General features: G+C 60.7%; 23 protein-coding genes. 7 read left to right on the top strand and 16 right to left on the bottom strand.

Going from position 1 to position 24,512, the window contains the following annotated elements; translation table 11 throughout:
* Nucleotides 1-2: 2 nt before the first annotated feature.
* The 3 genes from KW846_RS13680 to KW846_RS13670 form a co-directional block, all read right to left on the bottom strand.
* Nucleotides 3-944, bottom strand: coding sequence for a rhodanese-related sulfurtransferase (locus KW846_RS13680; protein WP_007973664.1), 942 nt, complete (start codon nucleotides 942-944; stop codon nucleotides 3-5).
* A gap of 180 nt (nucleotides 945-1,124) precedes the next feature.
* On the bottom strand, nucleotides 1,125-1,424 hold the full coding sequence (locus KW846_RS13675; protein WP_007973667.1) for a BolA family transcriptional regulator: 300 nt from the start codon (nucleotides 1,422-1,424) through the stop codon (nucleotides 1,125-1,127).
* 12 nt (nucleotides 1,425-1,436) lie between these two features.
* Nucleotides 1,437-1,961: a DUF2059 domain-containing protein gene (locus tag KW846_RS13670; protein ID WP_007973670.1), complete on the bottom strand. Its 525-nt coding sequence runs from the start codon at nucleotides 1,959-1,961 to the stop codon at nucleotides 1,437-1,439.
* 191 nt (nucleotides 1,962-2,152) lie between these two features.
* Between KW846_RS13670 and KW846_RS13665 the strand changes: the two genes are divergently transcribed.
* On the top strand, nucleotides 2,153-3,547 hold the full coding sequence (locus KW846_RS13665) for a class II fumarate hydratase (RefSeq protein WP_218482782.1): 1,395 nt from the start codon (nucleotides 2,153-2,155) through the stop codon (nucleotides 3,545-3,547).
* A 98-nt stretch (nucleotides 3,548-3,645) separates the two neighbouring features.
* Here the strand turns inward: KW846_RS13665 and KW846_RS13660 are convergent, their stop codons facing one another.
* The 3 genes from KW846_RS13660 to pap form a co-directional block, all read right to left on the bottom strand.
* Nucleotides 3,646-4,599: a DMT family transporter gene (locus KW846_RS13660; RefSeq protein ID WP_218482779.1), complete on the bottom strand. Its 954-nt coding sequence runs from the start codon at nucleotides 4,597-4,599 to the stop codon at nucleotides 3,646-3,648.
* Between the two features lie 243 nt (nucleotides 4,600-4,842).
* Nucleotides 4,843-6,027: a thiolase family protein gene (locus tag KW846_RS13655; protein ID WP_218482777.1), complete on the bottom strand. Its 1,185-nt coding sequence runs from the start codon at nucleotides 6,025-6,027 to the stop codon at nucleotides 4,843-4,845.
* 102 nt (nucleotides 6,028-6,129) lie between these two features.
* Nucleotides 6,130-7,653, bottom strand: a complete 1,524-nt coding sequence (pap, locus tag KW846_RS13650; RefSeq protein ID WP_218482775.1) for a polyphosphate:AMP phosphotransferase — start codon at nucleotides 7,651-7,653, stop codon at nucleotides 6,130-6,132.
* Nucleotides 7,654-7,928: 275 nt separating this feature from the next.
* Between pap and mnmC the strand changes: the two genes are divergently transcribed.
* The 5 genes from mnmC (at nucleotide 7,929) to KW846_RS13625 (ending at nucleotide 15,397) form a co-directional block, all read left to right on the top strand.
* On the top strand, nucleotides 7,929-9,908 hold the full coding sequence (gene mnmC, locus KW846_RS13645) for a bifunctional tRNA (5-methylaminomethyl-2-thiouridine)(34)-methyltransferase MnmD/FAD-dependent 5-carboxymethylaminomethyl-2-thiouridine(34) oxidoreductase MnmC (RefSeq protein ID WP_218482774.1): 1,980 nt from the start codon (nucleotides 7,929-7,931) through the stop codon (nucleotides 9,906-9,908).
* Between the two features lie 170 nt (nucleotides 9,909-10,078).
* The gene (locus KW846_RS13640) at nucleotides 10,079-11,851 is read left to right on the top strand and encodes an N-acetylglutaminylglutamine amidotransferase (RefSeq protein ID WP_218482773.1); all 1,773 of its coding nucleotides are present in this window, start codon (nucleotides 10,079-10,081) and stop codon (nucleotides 11,849-11,851) included.
* A gap of 3 nt (nucleotides 11,852-11,854) precedes the next feature.
* Nucleotides 11,855-13,603, top strand: a complete 1,749-nt coding sequence (gene ngg / locus KW846_RS13635) for an N-acetylglutaminylglutamine synthetase (RefSeq protein ID WP_218482771.1) — start codon at nucleotides 11,855-11,857, stop codon at nucleotides 13,601-13,603.
* A 174-nt stretch (nucleotides 13,604-13,777) separates the two neighbouring features.
* Nucleotides 13,778-14,968: an osmoprotectant NAGGN system M42 family peptidase gene (locus KW846_RS13630; RefSeq protein ID WP_150726222.1), complete on the top strand. Its 1,191-nt coding sequence runs from the start codon at nucleotides 13,778-13,780 to the stop codon at nucleotides 14,966-14,968.
* Nucleotides 14,969-15,169: 201 nt separating this feature from the next.
* A complete protein-coding gene (locus tag KW846_RS13625) occupies nucleotides 15,170-15,397 on the top strand; it encodes a YheU family protein (RefSeq protein WP_003199186.1) in 228 nt (75 codons plus the stop codon).
* 4 nt (nucleotides 15,398-15,401) lie between these two features.
* On the opposite strand, the gene csrA is transcribed toward KW846_RS13625, so the two are convergent.
* The 3 genes from csrA to KW846_RS13610 form a co-directional block, all read right to left on the bottom strand.
* The gene (gene csrA, locus KW846_RS13620; protein ID WP_007973685.1) at nucleotides 15,402-15,587 is read right to left on the bottom strand and encodes a carbon storage regulator CsrA; all 186 of its coding nucleotides are present in this window, start codon (nucleotides 15,585-15,587) and stop codon (nucleotides 15,402-15,404) included.
* Between the two features lie 154 nt (nucleotides 15,588-15,741).
* Nucleotides 15,742-16,074 (bottom strand): YnfA family protein, encoded by a 333-nt coding sequence (locus tag KW846_RS13615; protein WP_007973686.1) that lies wholly within the window; start codon nucleotides 16,072-16,074, stop codon nucleotides 15,742-15,744.
* Between the two features lie 64 nt (nucleotides 16,075-16,138).
* Nucleotides 16,139-16,954 (bottom strand): SDR family oxidoreductase, encoded by an 816-nt coding sequence (locus KW846_RS13610; protein ID WP_218482769.1) that lies wholly within the window; start codon nucleotides 16,952-16,954, stop codon nucleotides 16,139-16,141.
* Nucleotides 16,955-17,231: 277 nt separating this feature from the next.
* Between KW846_RS13610 and KW846_RS13605 the strand changes: the two genes are divergently transcribed.
* Nucleotides 17,232-17,390, top strand: coding sequence for a DUF3309 family protein (locus KW846_RS13605; RefSeq protein ID WP_172435350.1), 159 nt, complete (start codon nucleotides 17,232-17,234; stop codon nucleotides 17,388-17,390).
* Nucleotides 17,391-17,448: 58 nt separating this feature from the next.
* Here KW846_RS13605 and KW846_RS13600 read toward each other — a convergent pair whose 3' ends face one another.
* The 7 genes from KW846_RS13600 to KW846_RS13570 form a co-directional block, all read right to left on the bottom strand.
* Nucleotides 17,449-19,542, bottom strand: a complete 2,094-nt coding sequence (locus KW846_RS13600; protein ID WP_218482767.1) for an LTA synthase family protein — start codon at nucleotides 19,540-19,542, stop codon at nucleotides 17,449-17,451.
* A 337-nt stretch (nucleotides 19,543-19,879) separates the two neighbouring features.
* A complete protein-coding gene (locus tag KW846_RS13595; RefSeq protein ID WP_218482765.1) occupies nucleotides 19,880-20,485 on the bottom strand; it encodes an START domain-containing protein in 606 nt (201 codons plus the stop codon).
* A gap of 42 nt (nucleotides 20,486-20,527) precedes the next feature.
* Nucleotides 20,528-20,782, bottom strand: coding sequence for a YkgJ family cysteine cluster protein (locus KW846_RS13590; RefSeq protein WP_218482763.1), 255 nt, complete (start codon nucleotides 20,780-20,782; stop codon nucleotides 20,528-20,530).
* A 166-nt stretch (nucleotides 20,783-20,948) separates the two neighbouring features.
* Nucleotides 20,949-21,431, bottom strand: coding sequence for a translation initiation factor 2 (locus tag KW846_RS13585; RefSeq protein WP_218482762.1), 483 nt, complete (start codon nucleotides 21,429-21,431; stop codon nucleotides 20,949-20,951).
* 80 nt (nucleotides 21,432-21,511) lie between these two features.
* A complete protein-coding gene (locus tag KW846_RS13580) occupies nucleotides 21,512-22,951 on the bottom strand; it encodes a PLP-dependent aminotransferase family protein (RefSeq protein ID WP_007973699.1) in 1,440 nt (479 codons plus the stop codon).
* Nucleotides 22,952-23,346: 395 nt separating this feature from the next.
* Nucleotides 23,347-24,153, bottom strand: coding sequence for an OmpA family protein (locus KW846_RS13575; RefSeq protein WP_218482760.1), 807 nt, complete (start codon nucleotides 24,151-24,153; stop codon nucleotides 23,347-23,349).
* Nucleotides 24,150-24,506 (bottom strand): DUF4398 domain-containing protein, encoded by a 357-nt coding sequence (locus KW846_RS13570; protein WP_165824753.1) that lies wholly within the window; start codon nucleotides 24,504-24,506, stop codon nucleotides 24,150-24,152. The genes KW846_RS13575 and KW846_RS13570 overlap by 4 nt, the downstream gene beginning before the upstream one ends.
* Nucleotides 24,507-24,512: the final 6 nt, after the last annotated feature.

Below are 24,512 nucleotides of genomic sequence, written 5' to 3'. Positions count from 1 at the left end.
GTTCAGGCCTCGGTGGATGCTTGCTTGTAGTTGTAGCCGATCGGGTGAGGCTGGTTACGAGCCTTGGCCAGCTCGATCTGCTTCTGCCGGTCGATGGCACTGCGACGGGTCTTCTCACTCAGCTTATCCCAGCAATGCGGGCAACTGATGCCGGCCACGTAATGCTCGGACGCGCGGTCTTCGATGCTGACCGGTGTGCGACAGGCATGACATTGATCGTAGTCACCTTCGCTCAGGTCGTGACGCACGGTCACGCGGTTGTCGAACACGAAGCAGTCGCCCTGCCACTTGGTTTCTTCCTGCGGCACCTCTTCGAGGTACTTCAGGATACCGCCCTTGAGGTGGTAGACCTCACCGAAGCCCTCGCTGAGCATGTAGCTCGACGCCTTCTCGCAACGGATGCCGCCGGTGCAGAACATCGCGACCTTCTTGTGCACGGCCGGATCGAAGTTGGCTTTGATGTAGTCGGGAAATTCGCGAAAACTGGTGGTTTTCGGGTCGATGGCGCCTTCGAAGGTGCCTATCGAGACTTCGTAATCGTTACGGGTGTCGATCAACAGCACTTCCGGGTCGCTGATCAGCGCGTTCCAGTCTTGCGGGTCGACGTAAGTACCGACCTTTTTGTTCGGGTCCACGCCTTCCACGCCAAGGGTGACGATTTCTTTCTTGAGTTTGACTTTGGTGCGGTAGAACGGCTGCTCGTCGCAGTACGACTCTTTATGGTCGATGTCGTCCATGCGCGGATCGTTCTTGAGCCAGGCCATCAGCCCGTCGATGCCTTCACGGCTGCCGGACACGGTGCCGTTGATGCCTTCTTCGGCAATCAGCAGGGTGCCTTTGATGCCGTTGTCGATCATCGCTTGCAGCAGGGGCTCGCGCAGGGCGACGTAATCTTCCAGGGTGACGAACTTATACAGTGCCGCCACGACAATCTGTTGTGTCATGGGTAAATCTCCAGGTGGCTACCCTCGTAAGGGGTGAACCGGATGCGAAAAAAAACGCGCCGGGTGAGCGGCGCGTTGGGCATTCTAACAAAAAAGATCGCAGCCTGCGGCAGCTCCTACATGGGAATACAATTTCCTGTAGGGGCTGCCGCAGGCTGCGATCTTTTGATCTTGATGATCTTAATGTTTGCTGCCACCGGCACAGGTCGGCGAGGCCGGAGCCGCGTCGATCTGTGCCCATTCCTCTGGCGTGTAGGTATGCAGCGCCAACGCATGGAACTCGCCCATCAGCTCGCCGAGCGTGCCGTAGACTTTCTGGTGACGCTTGACCCGATTCAGGCCATCGAACTGCGCGCTGACCACCACGGCCTTGAAATGGGTTTGCAGCCCACGGCTGTGCATGTGGCTCTCATCCAGCACTTGCAGATGCTCGGGCTGAAGCAGCGCCAGCGTCGATTCGATGCGTTGTTGCATAGTCATACCGAACTCCGCTTAAGGCTTTTTCTTGGCGGGTGCAGCCGCGTCTTTCGGGGTCAGCTCGGCCGTCATGTCGGCCAGCAGCTTGTTGACCACCGGCACCGCGCTTTCCAGCTTGGACTGGGTCATCTGGGCCGATTGCTGGGTCAGCTGGGGCATTTTTTCCATGACTTTCTTGCCCAATGGCGACTGGTAGAACGCAACAAGGTCCTTGAGTTCGGATTCGCTGAAGTTGCTGGTGTACAGCTTGACCATGTCCGGCTTCAGCTTGTTCCAGCCAATGGCCTGGTCCAGAGCGGCGTTAGCCTTGGCCTGGTAGGTTTCCAGTACGGCTTTTTTCGATTCAGGGGCTTTGGTCTGTTCGAAACGCTGGGCAAACATCTGCTGTACTTGCATGTACACCGGGGTGCCCAGTTTGTCAGCGTGCGCCATGGTCAGGAAAGCCTCGGCACTGGCGTTATGGCTGGCGGTGTCGGCGAGAACCTGGCCGCTGGCGCAGACCAAAGCAACGGCGGTACAGATGGCACGAAGACGAGTCATCGAGTTTCCTTTTCTAGCTGGCGAGGTAAGACCCCAAGGGCCTCCATTCTGCGCCTAAAAAAGTGTGTCGCTCAACCCCAAGCCTTGTCGCACCTGATTTAGAGGGGTTGAATGGTCAAATTCAGACTGATGGAACCACGGCCGTCGATCACGGCCTAAACTGCGCAATCGGACCTACAGGAGTGAGCAAGATGAGCCGTATCGAAACCGACAGCCTCGGCCAGGTTGAAGTCCCGGATGAAGCCTATTGGGGTGCTCAGACGCAACGCTCGCTGATCAACTTCGCCATCGGCAACGAACGCATGCCGCTGGCGGTGTTGCATGCCCTGGCGCTGATCAAGAAAGCCGCGGCGCGGGTCAATGATCGCAACGGCGACCTGCCCGCCGATATCGCCCGTCTGATCGAACAGGCCGCCGACGAGGTGCTCGCCGGCGAGCACGACGAGCAGTTTCCGCTGGTGGTCTGGCAGACCGGCAGCGGCACCCAGAGCAACATGAACGTCAACGAAGTGATCGCCGGTCGTGCCAACGAGCTGGCTGGCAACCCCCGTGGCGGCAAGTCCCCGGTGCACCCCAACGATCACGTCAATCGCTCCCAGAGCTCCAACGACTGCTTCCCCACCGCCATGCACATCGCCGCCGTCCAGGCGGTGCAACAGCACTTGCTGCCAGCGATCAGCGAGCTGTCCGGCGGTCTAGCCGAGCTGGCTGCTCGTCATATGAAGCTGGTCAAGACCGGTCGCACCCACATGATGGATGCGACACCGATCAGCTTCGGTCAGGAAATCTCGGCCTTCATCGCGCAACTCGATTACGCCGAACGGGCGATCCGCAGCGCACTGCCCGCGGTCTGCGAGCTGGCCCAGGGCGGCACTGCAGTCGGTACCGGGCTGAATTCGCCCCACGGTTTCGGTGAAGCCATCGCCGCCGAACTGGCCGCCCTCTCCGGCTTGCCGTTTATCACCGCGCCAAACAAATTCGCCGCACTGGCCGGCCATGAGCCGCTGACCACGCTGTCCGGCGCACTGAAAACCCTCGCCGTGACCCTGATGAAAATCGCCAACGACCTGCGCCTGCTGGGCTCCGGTCCACGTGCCGGCTTCGCCGAAGTCCGGCTGCCGGCCAATGAACCGGGCAGTTCGATCATGCCGGGCAAGGTCAACCCGACCCAGTGCGAAGCGTTATCGATGCTGGCCTGCCAGGTGCTGGGCAACGACGTCGCCATCGGCTTTGCGGCCAGTCAGGGCCACTTGCAGTTGAACGTGTTCAAACCGGTGATCATCCATAACCTGCTGCAATCGATCCGATTGCTCGGTGATGGCTGCAGCAACTTCCAGCAGCATTGCGTGGCCGGCCTGGAGCCGGATGCGGAAAAAATGGCTGAACACCTGGAGCGTGGCTTGATGCTGGTGACGGCGCTGAACCCGCACATTGGTTACGACAAATCGGCGGAGATCGCCAAGAAGGCCTACAGCGAAGGGTTGACCTTGCGTGAGGCGGCGTTGCAGTTGGGGTATCTGACCGATGAGGAATTCGATGCCTGGGTAAGGCCGGAGAATATGCTGGAGGCCGGGGCCAAGGGCTAGAAATTGCAGTGAAGCGAAAAGATCGCAGCCTGCGGCAGCGCCTACAGAGGAATGAGATCCCGATGTAGGAGCTGCCGCAGGCTGCGATCTTTCGCTCTTCAGGCCATACGCATCCGCCGCGCCCTGAGCCCCGCAATCAACGACGGCCCCAACGCCACCAATGCCGACCCCAGCACCACCAGCACCGCACCGCCATAACCCAACCCATTGATCGTCTCGGCATGCACATACTCGGGCCACAGCCATGCCGCCATGGCAACCGCCGCAAAAGTCACCAGCGGCGTGATGGCCAGCGTCGCGCTGACCCGGGAAGCTTCCCAGTGGGCCAGGGCCTCGGCAAACGCGCCATAGGCAATCAGGGTGTTGAGGCAGCACGCCAGCAGCAACCACCCCTGCAAGGGGTTCAATTGCAGCGCTTCGAGCGGATGCACCCAGGGCGTCAGCAGCGCCGCGCAAAACAGGTAGATCACCATCATCACCTGCAGCGAGTTCCACACCGTCAGCAATTGCTTCTGCCCCAGGGCATAGAAGGTCCAGACCGTGGACGCCAGCAGCACCAGCAGCACGCCGGCGGTGTAGTCGGTCAGCGACGTGAGCAATTCACTCAAGCGCTGGTTGAAGAACAGCGCAAAGCCGATCAGCAGCACCAGCAAGCCAATCCCCTGCCCCAGGCTGAAGCGTTCCTTGAACACAAACAGACTGGCGATCAGCAGCATGATCGGCCCCATCTGCACCACCAGTTGCGCGGTGCCGGGGCTGAGCAGGTTCAGGCCCATCAAATACAGGACATAGTTGCCCACCAGGCCGAGAACGGCCATCAGCACCAGCCAGCCACCGCGAGGACCGAGCACTTTGCGGCTGGGCAGGCGCCCGGTGGCCGCCAAATAAATGAACAGACAACCGCCAGACACCAGCAGGCGAAACCAGGTCACCGTCACCGGGTCCATCACCAGCAACACTTGCTTGAGCTTGATCGGCAGGATTCCCCACAACAACGCAGTCAGCAAGGCCAGGAACAGACCGTAAACCCAGCGACCCGATGAAATGTGCATGTGAACCCCGAAGCCAACTGACAGAAGCCGTCATTCTAGGCGCAGAGCCGTGGCGTACACAGGGACAGTTTCGGTCTGGCCGCGAATGAAACTGTGCGGGTCGTAATCTTCGGGGGATGTTTTTTGACCGAGGTGCGCCTATCGCGAGCAAGCTCGCTCCCACAGGTTCTTTGGTCACCACAAAACCTGTGGGAGCGAGCTTGCTCGCGATGACTATCTAACTGACAACGAGAAATACGAGGCCTAGCGCACCGCTTCAAACAACCCCGTAGCCCCCATCCCCCCACCCACACACATGGTGACGATGCCATACCGCAAATTGCGCCGCTGCAACTCACGCACAAGATGCCCGACCTGACGCGAACCGGTCATGCCGAACGGGTGGCCGATGGAAATCGAGCCGCCGTTGACGTTGTACCGGGCGTTGTCGATTTCCAGGCGATTACGGCTATAGAGGCACTGCGAAGCGAACGCCTCGTTGAGTTCCCACAGATCGATGTCGGCAACTTGCAAGCCTTTGGCCTTGAGCAGTTTCGGCACCGAAAATACCGGGCCGATGCCCATCTCGTCCGGCGCGCAACCGGCCACGGTAAAACCGCGGAAGAACGCTTTCGGCTTGAGCCCCAGTTCCAGTGCCTTTTCCAGGCTCATCACCAGGGTCATGGACGCGCCATCCGACAGTTGCGAAGAGTTGCCGGCCGTGACCGAGCCATCTTCGGCGAACACCGGTTTCAAGCCGGCCAGGCTTTCCAGGGTGGTGTCGGGGCGGTTGCAGTCGTCGCGGTCGACGATGTCGTCGAGGATCTGTGTCTGGCCGGTCGCCTTGTCTTCGACGCGGTACTTCACCGCCATCGGCACGATTTCATCAGTGAACAGCCCGGCAGCCTGAGCCTCGGCGGTACGCTGCTGGCTTTGCAGCGCGTACAGGTCCTGCTCTTCGCGGCTGACCTTGTACCGACGCGCGACGATTTCAGCCGTCTGGCCCATCGGGAAGTAGATGCCCGGCACCTGTTCCTTGAGCAACGGGTTGATCAGGTTATCGGTGTTGACGCTTTTCATGGTCAGGCTGATGGACTCGACGCCACCGGCAACGATGATGTCGCTGCAACCCGAAGCGATCTGGTTGGCGGCGATGGCGATCGCTTGCAAGCCCGAGGAACAGAAGCGGTTGAGGGTCATGCCGGCCGTACCGATGCCCAGGCGCGACAGCACCGCGACATTGCGCCCGATATTGAAACCCTGGGCGCCTTCGTTGGAACCGGCGCCAACGATGCAGTCCTCGACACTGGCCGGATCGATACCGGTGCGCGCCAACAGGGCATCGACGCAGTGTGCCGCCATGTCGTCCGGGCGGGTCATGTTGAATTTGCCGCGAAAGGATTTGGCCAGGCCGGTCCGCACGCTGTCGACGATCACCACTTCACGCATGGCATACCTCATTGTTGTTGTCGGTTGAGAGTGGACCGAGCATAAGTCCAGCCCTTCACCGACCGCGACAATCATTCACCCCGCGTATGCGCAACCATCGCCTCAATCCTTGTCCTTCTGCTTCTTGCGCTCATGCCGGTCGGATTTTTCAAAAGCCTCCTCCAGTGCCCGATTGATGGTGCGCAAGACTTTGACTCGCGCCCAGCGCTTGTCGTTGGCTTCCACCAGGGTCCATGGCGCAATCTCGGTGCTGGTACGGTCAACCATGTCGCCGACCGCTGCGCGATAGTCATCCCATTTTTCACGGTTGCGCCAGTCATCTTCAGTGATCTTGAAGCGCTTGAAGGAAATCTTTTCGCGCTCCTCAAAGCGCTCCAGTTGCGTCTGTTTGTCGATGGACAGCCAGAACTTGACCACGATCACACCGGCGTCGACGAGTTGTTCCTCGAAATCGTTGATTTCACCGTAGGCACGCAGCCAGTCTGCCGGACTGCAAAACCCTTCGATGCGCTCCACCAATACTCGGCCATACCAAGAGCGGTCGAACACGGTGAACTTGCCCCGGGCCGGGAGGTGCCGCCAGAAGCGCCACAGATAGGGTTGCGCCCGCTCCTCTTCAGTGGGGGCGGCAATCGGCACGATGCTGTATTGGCGCGGATCAAGCGCCGCCGCCACCCGGCGGATCGCCCCGCCCTTGCCTGCCGCGTCGTTGCCCTCGAACACCGCCACCAGCGCATGGCGACGCATGCGTTTGTCACGCATCAACCCGGAAAAGCGCGCCTGCTCGGTGATCAGCTGTTCTTCGTAATCCTCCTTCTCCAGGTGCAGGCTCAGGTCCAGGCTGTCGAGCAGGTTCACTTGATCAACACTGGGGAACACTGGCGCCGCACTGACCTTTTCCGGATGGATCGTTGGCCGTTGCAATGCGCCCTGCAGGCCCGCCAGCAGAATCCGCCCCACGGCCAGACTGCGATAATGGGCATCCGCCCCGGCGATCACATGCCAGGGTGCATAGTCGCGGCTGGTACGGCGCAGCACCCGCTCGCCATACTTCACGAACCTGTCGTAGGTTTCCGATTGCTGCCAGTCCAGCGGGCTGATGCGCCAGCTGTGCAGCGGGTCGTCGGCCAACGCCTTGAGGCGTGCCTTCATTTGTTTCTTGGAAAGGTGAAACCAGAACTTGAAGATCAGCGCACCTTCATCGCAGAGCATCTTTTCCAGGCGCTCGGCGCTATTGATTGCCTGGTCGAGGCGCGGATCCTTGAACTCGCCATGGACCCGCCCCTGCAGCATCTGGCTGTACCAGTTGCCGAAGAAAATCCCCATGCGCCCCTTGGCCGGGAGCATCCGCCAGTAGCGCCAGGCCGGTGGCCGCGCCAGTTCTTCGTCGGTTTGCTGATCGAAGGTACGGACCTCGATCAGGCGCGGGTCCATCCACTCGTTGAGCAACTTGATCGTCTCGCCCTTGCCGGCACCTTCGATGCCATTGATCAAAATGATCACCGGAAAGCGGCGTTGCTGCTGCAATTCGAACTGCGCTTCGAGCAACGCCTCGCGCAGGGCCGGCTCTTCGGCGTCATAGGTTTCTTTGTCGATGGCGTGATCGATTTCGGCGGATTCGAACATGGATGGCTCCCTTCCAGATGTGAGCAAGACTAGCGGATTGAACTGAAGGCCAGCAGAGTTTTTACCTAACGCCACCAACACCTGTGGCGAGGGGGCTTGCCCCCGTTCGGCTGCGAAGCAGTCGTAAAACCAGCCAACCGGATTTACCTGACAGACCCGGTTGGCTGATTTCAGGGCCGCTTCGCGACCCAACGGGGGCAAGCCCCCTCGCCACAAAGAGCTTGGCCACGCGGTCAATCGGCTAGAATGGCGACCTTGCCGTTGCCGAGCCTGCCATGAAACCTGTATTGCCCCACGCCCAACTCGACTGGGACGACCAAGGTCGTCCGTATTCGCGAGTGTTCGACGATGTGTATTTCTCCGACAAATCGGGGCTGGACGAAACCCGCTACGTGTTCATCGAGCAGAACCGTTTGGCGGAGCGCTTTGCGGCCTTGCCCGACGGCGGGCGGCTGGTCATCGGTGAAACGGGGTTTGGCACCGGGCTGAATTTCCTGTGCGCCTGGCAGGTGTTCGAGCAACACGCCGCGACCGGTGCGCGGTTGCATTTTGTCAGCGTCGAAAAGTACCCGTTGAGCCCGGCCGACTTGCAACGTGCCCTGGCACTGTGGCCGGAACTCAAGGTGTTTGCCGATCAACTGCTTGAGCAATACGTAGCCATCCATCATGGCTTTCAGCGCCTGACGCTGGACCACGGCCGCATCACCCTGACCCTGCTGATCGGCGACGCGCTGGAGCAACTGCCCCAACTCGACGCCCGGGTCGACGCCTGGTTCCTCGACGGTTTCGCACCGGCGAAAAACCCTGACATGTGGACCGCCGAACTGTTTGCCGAACTGGCGCGCCTGGCCGCTCCCGGTGCCTCCATCAGCACCTTCACCAGCACCGGTTGGGTGCGGCGCCTGCTCAACGCCGCCGGTTTCAAGATGAAACGCACCCCGGGCATCGGCCACAAATGGGAAATCCTGCGCGGCGAGTTCCTCGGCTGGCCCCACGACGTACCCGCTCCGGCGCCCGACAAACCCTGGTTTGCCCGACCGGCACCGCCGAGCGGCGAACGCCGGGCACTGGTGATCGGCGCAGGGCTGGCCGGTTGTGCCAGCGCCGCCAGCCTGGCCGCACGGGGCTGGCACGTGACGTTGCTGGAGCGTCACGACGACATCGCCCGGGAAGCTTCGGGCAATCCGCAGGGCGTGCTCTACCTGAAGTTATCGGCGCATGGCACGGCGCTGTCGCAAATGATCGTCAGCGGATTCGGCTACACCCGGCGACTGCTTGAACACTTGCAACGGGGTCGCGACTGGGACGATTGCGGCGTGTTGCAACTGGCCTTCAATGCCAAGGAAGCCGAACGCCAGGCGCAATTGGCCGCGGCGTTTGCGCCGGATCTGTTGCACCTGCTGGATCAATCCGGGGCCCAGGCCGTGGCCGGGATCGGGCTGGAACACGGGGGCCTGTTCTATCCGCAAGGCGGCTGGGTCCATCCACCGGCGCTGTGCCAGTGGCAGGTCGGACATTCGCAGGTCCAACTGCTCACGCATTGCGATGCGCTGGAACTGCGCAAGGTCGAGGATCAGTGGCAAGCCTGGAACGGCGAGCAATTGCTTGCCAGCGCCCCCGTGGTGGTACTTGCCGGCGCTGCGGAAATCCAGCGTTTCCCCGAGAGTGCCGGGTTACCGCTCAAACGCATTCGCGGGCAAATCACTCGCCTGGTGCAAACGCCGCAAAGCCAGGTCCTGAGCACTGTGGTGTGCGCCGAAGGTTATGTCGCGCCTGCACGCTTGGGCGAACACACCCTGGGGGCCAGTTTCGATTTCAACAGCGATGACCTGACGCCGACCACGGCTGAACACCTGGGCAACCTGGCCATGCTCGAGGAGATTTCTCACGAACTGGTCGAGCGCCTGGAGATCGACCGCCTCGACCCCGAGAGCCTTCAGGGGCGCGCCGCGTTTCGCTGTACCAGCCCCGACTACCTGCCAATCGTCGGCCCGTTGGCCGACACCCAGGCCTTCGCTCAGGCCTATGCCGCGCTGGGCAAGGATGCCCGGCAGGTGCCGGACGTTGAATGCCCGTGGCTCGACGGTTTGTACGTCAACAGCGGCCACGGCTCGCGCGGCCTGATCACCGCGCCGATGTCCGGAGAACTGCTGGCAGCCTGGCTGGACAACGAACCCCTGCCGTTGCCCAGAAGCGTGGCCGAAGCCTGTCATCCCAACCGGTTTGCGTTACGGCGCCTAATCCGGGGCAAATAGCCGATACCGCCGTCGAGAGCGCCCGCACAGCCGCTCTCGGCCCCGGCTTCGCCCACTTATAACTCATCGATATAAAACTCCCCTTGCCGAGGCGGGTCAGTTTCTGAGTACCCGCCATTTTGGCGCGGTATCGATTGACCCTCCCCAACGGAAAAACCGGTAAGGAATTTATGTGCGGATTAGCTGGCGAGTTACGTTTTGATCATCAACCTGCAGACCTTGCAGCCGTTGAACGAATCACCCATCACCTGGCCCCTCGCGGCCCCGACGCCTGGGGGTTTCATAGCCAGGGGCCGGTTGTCCTGGGCCATCGGCGCCTGAAAATCATGGACCTGTCGGACGGCTCGGCGCAGCCGATGATCGACCCGCAATTGGGCCTGTCCCTGACCTTCAACGGCGCTATCTACAATTTCCCGGAACTGCGCGCCGAACTTGAAAGCCTGGGTTACACCTTCTATTCCGGTGGCGACACTGAAGTCTTGCTCAAGGGCTATCACGCCTGGGGCGAAGCCTTGCTGCCGAAACTCAACGGCATGTTTGCCTTTGCCATCTGGGAGCGTGATGCCCAACGCCTGTTCATCGCCCGCGACCGTCTTGGCGTAAAACCCTTGTACCTGTCGCGCACCGGCCAGCGTTTGCGCTTTGCCTCCGCACTGCCGGCATTGCTCAAGGGCGGCGACATCAGTCCGGTCCTCGATCCGGTGGCGCTCAATCACTACCTGAATTTCCACGCCGTGGTCCCGGCTCCGCGCACGTTGCTGGCGGGCATCGAAAAACTGCCGCCTGCCACCTGGATGCGCATCGAAGCCGATGGTCGCACCGAGCAGAAAACCTGGTGGACCCTGGCCTACGGCCCCCACGACGACGAGAAAAACCTGACCCTCGAAGACTGGCGCGACCGGGTGCTCGACAGCACCCGCGAAGCCGTCGCGATTCGTCAACGTGCGGCGGTCGATGTTGGCGTGCTGCTGTCCGGCGGTGTCGACTCGAGTCTGCTGGTGGGCCTGTTGCGGGAAGTCGGCGTGGACAATCTGTCGACCTTCTCCATCGGTTTCCAGGATGCCGGCGGCGAGCGCGGTGACGAGTTCCAGTACTCCAACCTGATCGCTCGGCACTACGGCACGCAGCATCACCAATTGCGCATCGATGAAAAAGAGATCATCGAACAACTGCCCGCCGCGTTCCGCGCCATGAGCGAACCGATGGTCAGTCATGACTGCATCGCGTTCTACCTGTTGTCCCGCGAAGTGGCCAAACACTGCAAGGTCGTCCAGAGCGGCCAGGGTGCCGACGAACTGTTCGCCGGCTACCACTGGTATCCGCAAGTGGACGGTGCGAGCGATCCCTATGCCGCGTACCGCGACGCATTTTTCGACCGCAGTTACGACGACTACGCGGCGACCGTGCAGCCAAAATGGCTGACCGCCAATGACGCCGCCGGTGACTTCGTCAAAGCCCATTTCGCCCAGCCCGGTGCCGATGCGGCGGTGGACAAGGCCTTGCGTCTGGACAGTACGGTGATGCTGGTGGACGACCCGGTCAAACGCGTCGACAACATGACCATGGCCTGGGGTCTGGAAGCGCGCACGCCGTTTCTCGACTACCGCCTGGTGGAACTGTCGGCCCGGATTCCGGGGCGTTTCAAACTGCCGGACGGTGGCAAGCAAGTCTTGAAAGAGGCCGCGCGCCTAGTGATTCCCAGTGAAGTGATCGACCGCAAGAAAGGTTACTTCCCGGTGCCGGGCCTCAAGCATTTGCAGGGCGATACGCTGGAGTGGGTGCGTGAGTTGCTGCTCGATCCGAGCCAGGATCGCGGCCTGTTCAACCCGGCAATGCTCGACCGTCTGCTGACCGATCCGCAGGGACAATTGACGCCGTTGCGCGGCTCCAAGCTGTGGCAACTGGCGGCCCTCAACCTGTGGCTCAGTGAACAAGGAATCTGACCGATGAAACCTCACGCCACGGCTTTCAGCCAACGCCTGTTGCGCGGCCAGTCGCCTTCCTACGAACGTTTGCAGGCACGTCTGGCCGAGGATGGCAGTGAACTCGGCGCCGCGCCGATTGCCGTGCATTGCGGCTGGGGCCGCTTGTTGATCGGCCACACCTTTGCCGATGCGGCGAGCCTGGCCGCGGAGTTGCTCAACGAGCAGCCCGGCGAACGGGACATCGCGCTGTACGTCGCCGCGCCCCAGCAGGTGCTGGGGCTGGAGCCGACGCAGCTGTTTCTCGACCCGTCCGATACCTTGCGCCTGTGGTTCAGCGACTACCGCCAGGCGACCCGGGTGTTTCGTGGATTTCGCATTCGACGCGCGCAAAGCGACGCCGACTGGCACGCCATCAATCAGCTGTATCAGGCGCGCGGCATGCTGCCGATCGACGCCACCCTGCTCACTGCGCGTCACTTGGGCGGCCCGGTGTACTGGCTGGCGGAAGACGATGACAGCGGCGCGGTCATCGGCAGCGTCATGGGCCTCAATCATGCAAAGGCCTTCAACGATCCGGAACACGGCAGCAGTCTCTGGTGCCTGGCGGTCGACCCGCATTGTGCGCGGCCGGGCGTCGGCGAGGTGCTGGTGCGGCATTTGATCGAACACTTCATGAGTCGCGGTCTCGCTTACCTCGACCTGTCCGTGCTGCACGATAACCGCCAGGCGAAGAACCTGTACGCCAAGCTCGGTTTTCGCAACCTGTCGACCTTCGCCATCAAGTGCAAGAACGGCATCAACCAGTCGCTGTTTCTCGGGCCGGGCCCCGAAGCCGCCTTTAATCCGTACGCCCGGATCATCGTCGAAGAAGCACACCGTCGCGGCATCGATGTACAAGTCGATGACGCCGATGCCGGAATGTTCACCCTCAGCCATGGCGGGCGCCGGGTACGCTGCCGCGAATCCCTGAGTGACCTGACCAGCGCCATCAGCATGACCCTGTGCCAGGACAAGAGCCTGACCCACAAGGTGCTCAAGTCTGCCGGGTTGAACCTGCCCGTGCAGCAACTGGCCGGCAACGCCGATGACAATCTGGCGTTCCTTGATGAGCACCGGCGCGTGGTGGTCAAACCGCTAGACGGCGAACAGGGCCAAGGCGTGGCGGTCGACCTGCAGACCATCGAAGAGGTACAGCACGCCATCGAGGCGGCCCGCCGGTTTGATAGTCGCGTGCTGCTGGAAAGCTTCCACCAAGGCCTCGACCTGCGAATCCTGGTGATCGGTTTTGAAGTGGTCGCGGCCGCGATTCGCCGGCCGGCCGAAGTGGTCGGTGATGGTCAGCACTCCATCGGCGCGTTGATCGAAGCCCAGAGCCGGCGCCGTCAAGCGGCCACGGGTGGCGAAAGCAAGATCCCGATGGACGCGGAAACCCTTCGCACCTTGCAGGCGGCCGGGTACGACTACGGCAGCATTCTGCCGGCCGGCGAGCATCTGTTCGTACGACGTACGGCGAATCTGCATACCGGCGGCATTCTCGAGGACGTCACGGCAATCCTGCATCCGACGCTGCAGGATGCGGCTGTACGGGCCGCTCGGGCGCTGGACATTCCCGTGGTCGGTCTCGACCTGATGGTGTCCGCCGCTGACCAGCCGGACTACGTGTTTATCGAAGCCAACGAACGGGCCGGGCTGGCCAACCACGAACCGCAGCCGACGGCGGAGCGGTTTGTCGATTTGTTGTTTCCGCACAGCCAGCCGGCGGTCTCTTAGCTATGCGTTGTCTGGACCGGCCCCTTCGCGAGCAAGCCCGCTCCCACATTCGACCGCATTTGCATGGAGTAACTCGGTCAACTGTGGGAACGGGCTTGCTCGCGAAGACGGACTGGCAAACAACACAAACCCCTCATCGAAACCATCGATGCGCTCAACTCATCAGGAGTTTCCATGACCAGCAAAATCCCCGAACCGGACCTCGGTTACCTGCAAAAAGTCCTGCTGGAAATGCTCGCCATTCCCAGCCCCACCGGGTTCACCGACACCATCGTGCGTTACGTCGCCGAACGCCTTGAAGAACTGGGCATTCCCTTCGAGCTGACCCGGCGCGGCACCATCCGCGCCACGCTCAAGGGCAAGAAGAACAGCCCCGACCGTGCCGTTTCCGCCCACCTGGACACCATCGGCGCGGCAGTGCGTGCGGTGAAAGACAACGGCCGCCTGACCCTCGCGCCGGTCGGCTGCTGGTCCAGCCGCTTTGCCGAAGGCAGCCGGGTCAGCCTGTTTACCGACAACGGCGTGATCCGTGGCAGCGTCTTGCCGTTGATGGCGTCCGGGCACGCGTTCAATACCGCCGTGGATGAAATGCCGATCAGTTGGGATCACATCGAGTTGCGCCTGGATGCCTACTGCGCCACCCGCGCCGACTGCGAGTCGCTGGGCATCAGCGTCGGCGATTTCGTCGCCTTCGACCCGCTGCCGGAGTTCACCGAAAGCGGCCATATCAGCGCCCGCCACCTCGATGACAAGGCCGGAGTGGCCGCGCTGCTGGCGGCCCTCAAAGCCATCGTCGACAGTGGCGAAGAACTGATGATCGACTGCCATCCGCTGTTCACCATCACCGAGGAAACCGGCAGCGGTGCCGCGGCGGCGTTGCCCTGGGACGTCAGTGAATTCGTCGGCATCGACATCGCACCGGTCGCGCCCGGCCAACACTCCAGCGAACATGCGGTAAGCATCGCGATGCAGGATTCCGGCGGGCCGTATGACTATCACCTTTCGCGCCACCTCTTGCGCCTGGCCAGCGACAACGAGCTGCCGGCACGCCGCGACCTGTTCCGCTACTACTTCAGCGACGCGCATTCGGCGGTCACCGCCGGCCACGACATTCGCACGGCCCTGCTCGCCTTCGGCTGCGACGCCACCCACGGTTACGAACGCACCCACATCGACAGCCTCGCCGCCCTGAGCCGCCTGCTCGGTGCGTACATCCTCAGCCCGCCGGTGTTTGCCAGCGATGCGCAACCGGCCAAGGGCTCACTGGACCGGTTCAGCCATCAGCTCGAACATGACACACAGATGGAAAGCGATACGCGGGTGCCGTCGGTGGACAGCCTGGTGGGGCAGCGGTCGGAGAACTGAGTCAGACTCTTCATTGCCTGACAGATCGCCTTCGCGAGCAAGCCCGCTCCCACAGTTGACAGAGTTACTCCAGGAGAATGCGGTCGAATGTGGGAGCGGGCTTGCTCGCGAAGACGCCGGACCAGACAACACATCAGCCCAAGGCTAGCCGCAACAGCCCAATCGCCGTAGCATCGCGCCATTGATCCAACCGAGGTGCCTATGCTGATCCCCCACGACCAACTTGAAGTCGACACCCTCACCCGCCTGATCGAGGATTTCGTGACCCGCGACGGCACCGACAATGGTGACGACACGCCGCTGGAAACCCGCGTACTGCGCGTGCGCCAGGCGCTGACCAAGGGCCAGGCACTGATTGTCTTCGACCCGGAAAGCGAGCAATGCCAACTGATGCTCAAGCATGACGTGCCCAAGCACCTGTTTGACTGAAGCTTCAGCGCTCCTTGGTTTTCGCCAGTTTGTTCTGGATGCGTTCATAGATTTCGGAGCGGTGCACATTGACGTCCTGGGGCGCCTCGACGCCAAAGCGAACGTGGTTTCCGTTGACCGCGAGAACGCGCACGCAAATGTTGTCACCGATGGAAATGGTTTCGCCCACAACGCGACTGAGTACGAGCATAGGGAGTGTCCTTCAGGGGTTATTGGCCCCTGAAGATGCCCGGCCCGCCGTGCGCCTACAATGCTCCGACAGCAAACCGGACCGGACTGACAGCCCCTGAACCACCCCGCTGACGGAAAAGTCCGACAAGCCGGGTGATTGTAGGGACGAGCTGTCAGGACGCGGAGAATCGCGGACCGAACAGGATGATACTCGCGCCCATCACACACAGCGCCACGCCGAGCCAGTCCGAACCCAGCGGACGAATCCGCTCGACCACGGCCAGCCAGCCAATCGAGGCAATGATGTAGATGCCACCGTAGGCAGCGTAGGCGCGGCCGGCGTAGGTGGCCTCGATACGGGTCAGCAGCAGGGCGAACAGGGTCAGGCTGAGGAGCGCCGGCACCACCCACCACATGCTTTTACCCTGGCGCAGCCACATCCAGAAGGCGAAGCAACCGGCAATTTCGAACAGCGCGGCGAGGAAAAACCACAGGTAATTGAGCATGCAAGCGTCTCGCAAGGATGGCCGATGGCGGCCACCCTAACCACAGCGTTGCCTGCGGGCAAGATCAGCTTGCGGATTGCCTGGCCTTGGCGCGCATTTTGTCGGCCATGGCGGTCATTTCGTTGTAGAGCAATTGCGGGTTCTTCTGCTTGATCGCCCAGGCCATGCGGCCCTGTTCGTGGGGCAGGATCATGAACTCGCCGGCTGCGACCTGTTGGTAGATGTAGTCGGCAATGTCGGCGGCGCTGATCGGTGAGCTTTCCAGCAGCTTGCCGACCTGGGCTTTCATGGCCGGGGTCGGGCCGCGGAAAGAGTCCAGCAGGTTGGTCTGGAAAAACGACGGGCACACCACATGTACGCCGACCTCCTGATGCGCCAGCTCGATCAGCAGGCTTTCGGACAACGCCACCACACCCGCCTTGGCCACGTTGTAGTTGCTCATCGCCGGGCCTTGCATCAGCGCGGCCATGGAGGCGATGTTGATGATCTTGCCTTTGCTTTGTTCCAGCAGCGGCAGGAAAGCCTTGCAGCCCTTGACCACGCCCATCAGGTTGATCGCGATCTGCCAGTCCCAGTCCTCCAGGGACAACTCACTGAAGAAGCCGCCAGAGGCTACACCGGCGTTATTGACGATCACATCGATGCCTCCGAGCTTGACTTCACAGGCCTGGGCGAACGCCGTCAGTTGGCTGTAGTCGCGCACGTCGCAGCGCTGGATAAAACCATCGCCACCGGCTTCACGGACCAACTTCAGGGTTTCCTGCAAACCGGGCTCGCTGACGTCCGACAAGGCCAGTTGCCAACCTTCACGCGCCCAGCGCAGCGCGATTTCGCGACCCAGGCCAGAGCCTGCACCAGTGATCATCATGCGATTTTGCATAGCAAACAGCCTTGTTGTTCTCGGAAGATGCATCGAGTGTAGCGAAGGAAATTGCCCGACCCACGCTCCATCAGATTGCTGAATGGCCCGAGCAAACCGCGGGCGCGTGACAAGCAACTAAGGCAATCACAAAAGAAATAAGAACCTGTCCGAAATACTTCAAAAAAACTTGGAATTTTCCTGCAGGCGCGAGAGTCGGATTTTTTAAGCAGCTCGAATTTACTTCATTCCCGCTGACCTGATTGGCATGGTCATTCCACTGCATTTCGACAAGGAAATAGACATGGGCACAATACTGATCATCATTCTGATCCTGTTACTGATCGGTGGTTTACCGGTCTTCCCGCACTCCAGAAGTTGGGGTTACGGCCCGTCCGGAATCATCGGCGTCGTGTTGGTGGTGCTGTTGATCCTGCTCTTGCTCGGCCGAATATAAAAACCGCCAGGCAAAAAAAAGAGGCCCTCAAAGGGCCTCTTTTCTATTGCGTCACAGCTTAGTCCGGCTTGCCGTCAACGACACCTGCGGTGTTGTCCAGCAGGCTCTTGGTCGCGGTTTGCAGGAACGCTTCGAGCTTGAGCTTCAACTCGGCGGTACGCTGCGCGTCAGCAATGATTTCGGCGCGAGGCTTGGCCCCCAATTCATACTGATACAACTTCGGCGCCATGTCCTTGTCCTTCGGCAGGACCAGAATCTGGTCGGCGGTGAGGATGGCCGTGGTCTGCTCGCTGCCCGACGGCTTGATCACACCAATGCCGAGGTCGCCTTGCGGCAGGTTGAGCAGGTCGCGTCCCCAGCACTGATGACGCACTTCGCCACCGATGCGGCCCATGATGGTCGGCACGATGTCGATCTGGGTGCCCACGGTGTGGTCACGCTGGCCGAATTTTTCCTGGATGCCCGGTGCAATCATCAGCATCGGCACGTTGAAGCGGCCCAGGTCCATCTCGGTGATCTGTTGTTCGTTACCAAAACCGTGGTCACCGACGATGACAAACAGGGTTTCCTTGAAGTACGGCTCCTTGCGGGCCTTTTCAAAGAACTGGCCCAGTGCCCAGTCCGAGTAACGCATGGCGGTCAGGTGTTCGTTCAGGCTGCCACGATCGGTTACGCGCTCGACCGGCAATGGCGTCGGCAAGGCATAAGGCGTGTGGTTGGACAGGGTTTGCAGCAAGGCATAGAACGGCTTGCCGTTTTCCCGTGCCTTAAGCTCGACCAGGCCACGGTCGAACATGTCCTGGTCGGACACGCCCCAGGTAGGATCGGAGAACACCGGATTGACGAAATCGTTACGACCGATGAAGTTGGTCATGCCCTGGTTGCTGAAGAAACCCGACTGGTTGTCCCAGGCGAAATCGCCGTTGTAGACATACACGTCGTCGAAGTCACGGGCACTGAGCAACTGCGGCAGACCAGACAGCTTATGGCTGCCTTCCGGGGTCTGCATCAGGTATTCGAAGCCCGGCAGGTTCGGGAAGCACGCCATTGTGGCGAACATGCCCTGGTGGGTATGGGTGCCGTTGGAGAAGAAACGGTCGAACAGCAAGCCTTCCTTTGACAGTTTGTCGAGGTACGGCGTGATGTTGCCCGGCCCGCCCAGCGCGCCCACCGAATGACCGGCCATGCTTTCCATCAGGATCACAACGACGTTCTTGATCGGCAGGGTCTTGTCGGCCGGCGGGGTGTAATCGCGACGTACCGCTGCGATGTCGGCATCCACCAGTTTGTCGGCCGGTACCACCAGCATGTCACGCACCACTTGCTGGGCTTGTGGCTGAGGCAGGGTCGCCTTCCAGATATTGTCGCGATCCTCGGACATCCGGCTCTTGGCTGCGGCGACCAGCGACAGCGTGCCGTTGAGGCCCAACTGGTTGGCAAAATTCGAGTCGGTGGTATAGACGTCACCCCACCGTAGCGGTGGACCCTGGCGTAGCGTGCCGCGCGCGGCGACCACACAGATCAGCAGGCACACCACGAATACCGCAATACGTGCGTACCACGGCGCAACCTGGCGAGTGCCGATGCTGCCGCCACTGAACGGACCACGAGGGCGGGTCGCACGGTCCGCGCCCTTGAACGCCAGGCTCAGGATCCAGGTGCCCACGGCCCATGCCAGCAGGTAGCGGACCACGGGGAAACCGTACCAGAGCATGCTCATTACGGTTTTCGGATCTTCCTTGACGTACTGGAAGACCAGGCCGTTGAGGCGCTGGTGGAACTCACGATAGAAGTCCATCTCCATCAGGCCCAGGAACAGCGCAATGCTGGAGACGACTGTCAGCCAGAGACGGAACAGCCCGCGTGCGGCCATGGCCCGGACACTGAACAATGCCAGCAGTAACGGAATACTGAGATAGACCACCAGACGCAGGTCGAAACGCAGACCGTTGGCGAAAGCCTCGAGGAAGGTCGAAGCCGGTGTATCGAGGATCATCGAGCGGTTGTAGACCAGCAGCGCGACGCGCAGCAGGCTGAACATGACCATCATGACCAGGGCACACAACAGCGTGTAGGCCAGATGCGATTTGACGGTCGGTTGCAGCAGGCGACTAGAAGCTCGCTGCCGATTCAGGGCGTCCGGGATTGCCATGTCGTTTTAGGACCCATTGGAAGTTGAAGTTTCAAAAATACAGCTGCGCCTGGCCCTCTTTTCGGCCCGTAACAAGCCCGGGGGTTTGCGCGGTGCGCAAATGTTGCACGATCAACGGCTGTATTGCCATTGATTACTACCCTCATCCCGACTGTTTCATCCTGCACTCAGGAATACGTTGCGTGTGGCGGGAGAGCCGGCGAATTGTCTTGGAGACTTGGTGAAAATTTCGTGCAACGCATATCCGGAAACAAATTAAAGCGCCCTGCCCGGCCAAAAACGCAAACGCCCCGAACCGGTCGGGGCGCTGCGAAGTCGCCTTTAACGCAACACGCCGTTACTTCTCGGCGCGCTCCTTGAGGGCTTTCAAGGTATTGAACGGGGCATCCACCACGAACTTGTTGGCCACCATCGACGGCACGCTGCCACCCGGTTCGGTGTGCACCTGATAGGTCACTTCGATCTGGTCGCCCTTGGGTACGAACTTCCAGAAACCGTCGACCTTGGCGACCCGGACGAAGCCTTTTTCTTCAGGAATGTATTTCGGTACGCCTTCGAGCTTGCGGGTCAGGCTGCCATCGGCACCTTCGGTAGTGGTGATGTGCAGCACCGAATCACGCGGAGTCACCGGCCATGGGGTGTTGAACTGAGTGTAGGTCCAGCTCTGGTCACCTTCGTGCTTGAGCAGCTTCTGGGTTTTGCATTCGTGAATCCAGGCGCAGGCTCCGGACACGTCATCCTGCAACGCACGCAGCTTGGCGATGGTGGTTTTCATCAGCGTAACGCCCTGGTAGGCCTTGTAGTCAGACCCGGCCACTTCACTCAGGGAGATCTTGATGCCGTCTTCGTCTTTCTTGACTTTCCAGTCTTCGGCCTGGGCCGTCGAGGTAGCCAGCACAACCGTCAAACCACACAGCACAGTCATACGATGCAGCGAACCCATAGTCTTATTCCTTATTGTTGAAGTTCCGTTCGTTGGGACACATCACGCCGCCGTCATTTGCTCCCACCAGCCAATCAGCCGGATGGCCTCTTCGCTGCTGCTTCCGCACACCTCGGGGTCGGCCTCGAAGGCAGAACACACCGTTGGCCGTTCCGGCTGGCCGAAAATATTGCACAGGTTATCGGCGGAAAGTTGCAGGCAACGCTGCCCCGCGGGCTTGCCGTTAGGCATACCGGGGATCGGTGAACTGATGGACGGGGCAATGCAACAAGCGCCACAGCCCTCACGGCATTTCATGACGACAAGCTCCTCGCGACGAGCAATGTGTAAAAGGACGGGGCACAGAGTACCCGCTAAAACAGTTGTTTTAAAATACCTGCGAGCGGGTTTTTCCGCGCAAACGGGCATGACCGACCAGTCTCCGACAAAGCGTCTGTTCTGCGGCTTGCCAATCTTGTTGGTGTTACTGCTTGAATTCGAAATCCAGTGCCGCGCCTTCAACCTCGCGGCGCTCTTCATTGCGCAGTTGCAGCTGCATTTCATTGCTGAGCAGGCGGCCGTTGAGCTGGAACGGGCTGCTGCCGCTTTTGTCACCGAACATCTGGGGCAGCAGCGGTTCGCGCTTGGACAACGGCACCGTTCCGACCGGCTTGAGCTCCTGAACCATATCCTTGGGCAAGCTCAGGTCCAGCTTGGCGGATGGCAGCTCGGTCTTTACCACTTCGCTGGCCGGTTTCGATTTGGAAGCAATGGGTGGGCGTTTTTTCGCGGGCGCCGCCGGTTTACTGGCCGGCGAGGCTTTTTTTGCGGGTGCGGTTTCAATCGGTGCGACGTGGAAACTGCCGGTGGCCTGCTGATCCTGCTCGGCGGCCGCAACGAAGGATACCGGCTGAATACTCGCAATCAGGCAGAGCAAAAGCCAGGCGGCAGGAAAAATCGGTTTCATGTATCCAACGGTGGGTGCAATCGGCAGAGGTGCCTATGCTCGCCTGTTGCAGCCCACAAGACAAGCGCAGTAGCAGACTGTTACAAACCGCCAGCCATCTCCTGGCAGAGTTGGGTGGCCAGCATGCCCAGGGTCATCAACGCGCGCTCGGCCTCACGATTCCAGGGCGTGCCGCAATTGAGGCGAATGCAGTGATTGAATTGCTCGGTATTACTGAAGATCAGCCCGGGCGCAATACTGATGCCCTGCTGCAATGCCCGCACGTGCAACTCCTGGGTATTGACCCGCCCCGGCAAACTCACCCACAGAATGAAGCCACCGGTAGGCCGGGTCATCTGCGTGCCTTCCGGGAAATACTGCTGCACGGCCAGCTGGAAGGCACTGAGGTTCTTGCGGTACTCCTGACGAATGAAGCGCAAATGCCGGTCGTACCCGCCATTTTCCAGGTAAGCGGCAATGCCCATCTGGGTCACGCTGCACGCTGAATGCGTGCTGAAGGTCTGCAAGCGCTGGATTTCCTGCTGATACTTGCCGGCAATCATCCAGCCGATCCGCACCCCGGGCGACAGGGTTTTCGAGAAGCTCGAGCAATAGATCACCCGGTCCAGCCGATCATAGGCCTTGAGGGATTTGGTGCGCCCCTGCTCGAACATCAGCTCACCGTAGATATCGTCTTCGACAATCTGGATATCGAAGTCCGACGCCAGGCGCAGCAGTTGTTTCTGCCGTTCTTCAGGCATGGTGCCACCCAACGGATTACTCAGCCGGGTGGTCAACACCAAGGCCTTGATCGACCATTGATTGGCTGCCAGTTGCAGGGCTTCCAGGCTCATGCCCGTGGCCGGATCGCTGGGGATCTCGATGACCTTGAGGCCCAACAGATCGGCCAGTTGCAGCAACCCGTAATAGGTCGGCGACTCGGCTGCGATCAGATCGCCCGGACGGGTCAGCACACGCAAGGACATCTGCAGCGCATCGACGCAGCCGTGGGTGATCACCACTTCCGACGGGTCGACCACCACGCCGGCATCACGCATGCGAATCGCCACCTGCCGGCGCAACGGCTCGAAACCGGGGCTGAACATATAACTGAAGGCGCGCGGACTATGGAAACGAGTGACTTTGGCCAATTGCTGATGCAGCGCCCGCACCGGTAAATAGTCGACACTCGGCACCGCCGCGCCCAGCGGAAAGACACCTTCACGACGGGATTCGACCAGCACTTGTTGAATGATGCTGCTACGGGTGACCAGGCCGGGGCGCTCGACCCGGGCGATATCCGGCGTCGGCGCCGTGAGTGCCGGCGTCTGGTGCACGTAGTAACCCGACTGCGGCCGGGCGCGGATCAGCCCCTGATCTTCGAGATTGGCATACGCCTGCAACACCGTCGCATGACTGACATTGAGCTGCGAGCTCATCTTGCGCACCGAAGGCACGCGCTCTCCCGGCTGATAGACCCCACGGCGGATGTCTTCGGCCAGTTGTTGAGCAATACGTTGATAGAGCAAAAGATTGGTCATGACGCAGCACTCGATTTCACGGGCATTTTATTCTTGTATGAAACAATACCGGAACAGTTTAGAAGTGTACGGGGACAGTTACCACAATAGTCGACCGTACAGTGCAGTGTCAGCAAAATCTGTACTGTTTTGTGCGGTAATCGGCAGGCTTTCCAGGCCGACTTGAGTATCAAGAGCAAGATCAAAAGATCGCAGGCTCCGCCAGCTCCTACCAGGAGCGTAAAAAAACCCGGCGCTGCATGGCAGGCCGGGTTGTAGGACTGTAGGAGCTGTCGAGTGAAACGAGGCTGCGATCTTTTCGAGTTCACTCAAGTATCAAGAGCAAGATCAACAGATCGCAGCCTCGTTTCACTCGACAGCTCCTACAGGGTGCATAGCGTCACCCTGGAGCAGCTTTAGCGGGCGGCGCCGAGCTGGCCATTTTCGTCGGAAAACACGATTTCCACCCGACGGTTCTGCGCACGGCCCCGTTCCGACGCATTCGCGTCCACGGGATACTCGTCGCCATAACCTTCAACCTGGATGCGCTTGTCGTCGATGCCCAGGTCCATCAGCACGTCAGCCACCGATTGTGCGCGGTCGCGAGACAGCTTGAGGTTTTCCTGCTTGCCCCCGGTACTGTCCGTGTAACCTTCGATCCGCACCACACGCTTGGGGTTGAGTTGCAGGAACTGCACGATCTTCAACACCACGCGGTTGGCCGAAGGTTTCAATTCCGCTTCGCCGGTGTCGAACAGCATGTCGCCCAACGTCATCACCAGACCGCGGTCGGTCTGGGAGGTGGTCAATGCCAGGATCTGCTCTTCGAGCCATTTGCCTTGCTGCTGCACACTGAACAGTTTGGACTCACGCAATGCCAGTTGCAGGCGCTGGCGTTCCAGTTCGAGTTTTGCCGCTTGCTCTTCATTGAGCGCCTGATTGGTGTGTTCCCGGGCAATGGCGCTATAGCGCTGGCTCAGGTAGGCGTAGTGCACAACGTCCGAACCACTGCCCCAATAGCTGGACAGGCGATCGGCACGGGCCAGGGACTCACCGGCGCGGATCACGTCCTTGGGGGCGATTCGCAGCACATTGGAGTCTTCCTTGACCTTCTGAAAGTCGGTTCCAGCCTGCTGCAACGCGTTCTCGCTGTGCTGGCTGACGCAACCGGTCAGGCTGGCGACCAGGATAAAACCGCCAAGGGTTTTGCGCTTGAGGCTCATTGAGCATCTCCCAGTTGCTTGTGCAGACGGGCGATGCGGGTGTTAAGCACGTTCAACTGTTCTTCGCTCTTGGCCGTCAGCACCTTGGCCTCAGCCAGGCGCGCATCCAGTTCGGCCTGCTCGGCGCGCATGCGCGCGTTCTTGAACGATTGGTCAGTCATGTTGCCCTTGGCGCGGTTGTACTTGTCCTCGGCCAGTTTCATTTCCGGCACATCGTCGGCGGTGGCACCCACGGCCTTGGCCTGTTCGAGTGCCTGTTCGGTCAGACGCATTTGTTCATTCGGCGCCGGATCGGTTGCACAACCGGCCAGGGCGACAATGGCCACGGCAGCGAAAAGAGGTCGAATACTCACTAAATA

The sequence above is a fragment of the Pseudomonas sp. PDM32 genome, from assembly GCF_019219225.1.
In the GTDB taxonomy this organism is placed as follows: Bacteria; Pseudomonadota; Gammaproteobacteria; order Pseudomonadales; family Pseudomonadaceae; genus Aquipseudomonas; species Aquipseudomonas laurylsulfatiphila.
This window is presented reverse-complemented; position numbering and strand designations above follow the sequence as displayed.

Excerpts from the sequence above, each read along its gene's own strand:
- KW846_RS13590 (WP_218482763.1), bottom strand. The coding sequence starts at position 20,782 with ATGAAATGCCGTGAGGGCTGTGGCGCTTGTTGCATTGCCCCGTCCATC.
- KW846_RS13600 (WP_218482767.1), bottom strand. The coding sequence starts at position 19,542 with ATGGCAATCCCGGACGCCCTGAATCGGCAGCGAGCTTCTAGTCGCCTG.
- ngg (WP_218482771.1), top strand. The coding sequence starts at position 11,855 with ATGAAACCTCACGCCACGGCTTTCAGCCAACGCCTGTTGCGCGGCCAG.
- KW846_RS13580 (WP_007973699.1), bottom strand. The coding sequence starts at position 22,951 with ATGACCAATCTTTTGCTCTATCAACGTATTGCTCAACAACTGGCCGAA.
- KW846_RS13575 (WP_218482760.1), bottom strand. The coding sequence starts at position 24,153 with ATGAGCCTCAAGCGCAAAACCCTTGGCGGTTTTATCCTGGTCGCCAGC.
- KW846_RS13595 (WP_218482765.1), bottom strand. The coding sequence starts at position 20,485 with ATGGGTTCGCTGCATCGTATGACTGTGCTGTGTGGTTTGACGGTTGTG.
- csrA (WP_007973685.1), bottom strand. The coding sequence starts at position 15,587 with ATGCTCGTACTCAGTCGCGTTGTGGGCGAAACCATTTCCATCGGTGAC.
- KW846_RS13670 (WP_007973670.1), bottom strand. The coding sequence starts at position 1,961 with ATGACTCGTCTTCGTGCCATCTGTACCGCCGTTGCTTTGGTCTGCGCC.
- KW846_RS13660 (WP_218482779.1), bottom strand. The coding sequence starts at position 4,599 with ATGCACATTTCATCGGGTCGCTGGGTTTACGGTCTGTTCCTGGCCTTG.
- mnmC (WP_218482774.1), top strand. The coding sequence starts at position 7,929 with ATGAAACCTGTATTGCCCCACGCCCAACTCGACTGGGACGACCAAGGT.
- KW846_RS13675 (WP_007973667.1), bottom strand. The coding sequence starts at position 1,424 with ATGACTATGCAACAACGCATCGAATCGACGCTGGCGCTGCTTCAGCCC.
- KW846_RS13665 (WP_218482782.1), top strand. The coding sequence starts at position 2,153 with ATGAGCCGTATCGAAACCGACAGCCTCGGCCAGGTTGAAGTCCCGGAT.
- pap (WP_218482775.1), bottom strand. The coding sequence starts at position 7,653 with ATGTTCGAATCCGCCGAAATCGATCACGCCATCGACAAAGAAACCTAT.
- KW846_RS13640 (WP_218482773.1), top strand. The coding sequence starts at position 10,079 with ATGTGCGGATTAGCTGGCGAGTTACGTTTTGATCATCAACCTGCAGAC.
- KW846_RS13610 (WP_218482769.1), bottom strand. The coding sequence starts at position 16,954 with ATGCAAAATCGCATGATGATCACTGGTGCAGGCTCTGGCCTGGGTCGC.
- KW846_RS13585 (WP_218482762.1), bottom strand. The coding sequence starts at position 21,431 with ATGAAACCGATTTTTCCTGCCGCCTGGCTTTTGCTCTGCCTGATTGCG.
- KW846_RS13630 (WP_150726222.1), top strand. The coding sequence starts at position 13,778 with ATGACCAGCAAAATCCCCGAACCGGACCTCGGTTACCTGCAAAAAGTC.
- KW846_RS13625 (WP_003199186.1), top strand. The coding sequence starts at position 15,170 with ATGCTGATCCCCCACGACCAACTTGAAGTCGACACCCTCACCCGCCTG.
- KW846_RS13615 (WP_007973686.1), bottom strand. The coding sequence starts at position 16,074 with ATGCTCAATTACCTGTGGTTTTTCCTCGCCGCGCTGTTCGAAATTGCC.
- KW846_RS13680 (WP_007973664.1), bottom strand. The coding sequence starts at position 944 with ATGACACAACAGATTGTCGTGGCGGCACTGTATAAGTTCGTCACCCTG.
- KW846_RS13655 (WP_218482777.1), bottom strand. The coding sequence starts at position 6,027 with ATGCGTGAAGTGGTGATCGTCGACAGCGTGCGGACCGGCCTGGCCAAA.